Here is a 1,322-nt window from a genome sequence, read left to right on the forward strand (position 1 = left end):
GGACGGCGGCGCCTCGAGCACCATCGTTCCGCCGGCGCTCAGGTTCATCCGCCCGGGAATTTCCCGTCGCTCGCCCGCGGGCAGCACCGCGTCGAATGCGGCGTCGGGATCGATGGCAACCGGCGATAGGCCGCGGGATCGCAGGGATTGGTTATGCGCGCTGAGGAGATCGCGGATGCTGCTGGCGCCGTCGCCCGCAACCGAGGGCGGGTGCTTGCGCGCGGTGAAGAGAATCTCGTCGTCGAGCAGAAAGACGCGGTATTCGATTCCCGATACGATCGGCTGCATCAGGATTGCATCGTAATACTGCGCGACGTCACCGAGGTATCGAACGAGCGCGGCCTCGTCATACAGAGCCTGCGCGAAGTCGCCGCGTGATCCGGTCAGGGGTTTGACGAAGGCCGCGCCGCCCAGCTTCGCAAAATGCGCCAGCGCATCCTCGCGCTCGTGCCCGGCGGGGCGATGGGCGCGGTGCCGGTCGTGCAAAAAGAAATAGTCGCCGCCGAGCGCCGCGACGCCGGCCTGCGCCATAATCCGGCCGGCGAAGTATTTGTCGGACGCCAGCGTCGAAGCAGTGGCGCTGTTCTGCGGATACCATGAACAGCGCCCGGCGCCGAAATGGAAGCTCCGGGTCGCCGAATGGACGCTGAAAACGAGCCCCGTTCCGCCGTCGATGTCGGTGAAATCAAGGCCGAATTCGGCGCACGCATAGGCCGCATAGATCGACTGGTCGGGATAGGAGATGGGCTTGCCCGATCGGAATTCCTCTAAGCTTCGCATGCGATATCCGGCGATCTGGCATTCATTTTTTCGCTGCTTTAGTCTTTAACGTGTTTCCGCCGGGCGGGGGCAATTTACTGCCGGAACGTCACTCGTTTCAGCAAGTTAATTTCGCCAATTCGATCTGCGCGAGGCAGATTTTCTGAACCGGTTTCGGCATCGAATCGACTGTCAATATGTGGGCGCCGTTGCGCGTCAGCGACGGTTGACTATCTCCCGCTTTGGCGTAGGCAAACGCCAAATCATCAATCGTTGCAGGGGTTTTCGGCCTCTCTTTTGAGGTAGAGAACCCGTTCGTTCTACACAGAGCGTCAAGGAAAAACGAAATCACATGAGCGCCTTCCATCGAGAGAAAGTTCTTTCCGTCCGGCACTGGACCGATACGCTTTTCAGCTTCACCGCCACCCGCAGTTCGGGATTTCGATTCCAGAACGGCCAGTTCGCCATGATCGGACTTGAGGTCGACGGCCGTCCGCTGCTGCGCGCCTATTCGATGGCGAGCGCCAATCACGAGGAAGCGCTGGAATTCTTCTCCATCAAGG

The 1,322-nt window shown here is 60.6% G+C and carries 1 protein-coding gene and 1 pseudogene; one reads left to right on the top strand and one right to left on the bottom strand.

The genetic code is table 11. From position 1 onward, the window contains the following. Window positions 1–780, bottom strand: a 780-nt coding sequence (locus Q8R73_RS06835) for a hypothetical protein (protein ID WP_305718780.1), incomplete at its 3' end; no start/stop codon positions are given. 331 nt (window positions 781–1,111) lie between these two features. Between Q8R73_RS06835 and Q8R73_RS06840 the strand changes: the two are divergent. Further along, window positions 1,112–1,322, top strand: a pseudogene (locus Q8R73_RS06840) (ferredoxin--NADP reductase); the annotation flags it as partial.

The sequence above is a fragment of the Bradyrhizobium sp. genome, assembly GCF_030697065.1.
GTDB lineage: Bacteria > Pseudomonadota > Alphaproteobacteria > Rhizobiales > Xanthobacteraceae > Bradyrhizobium.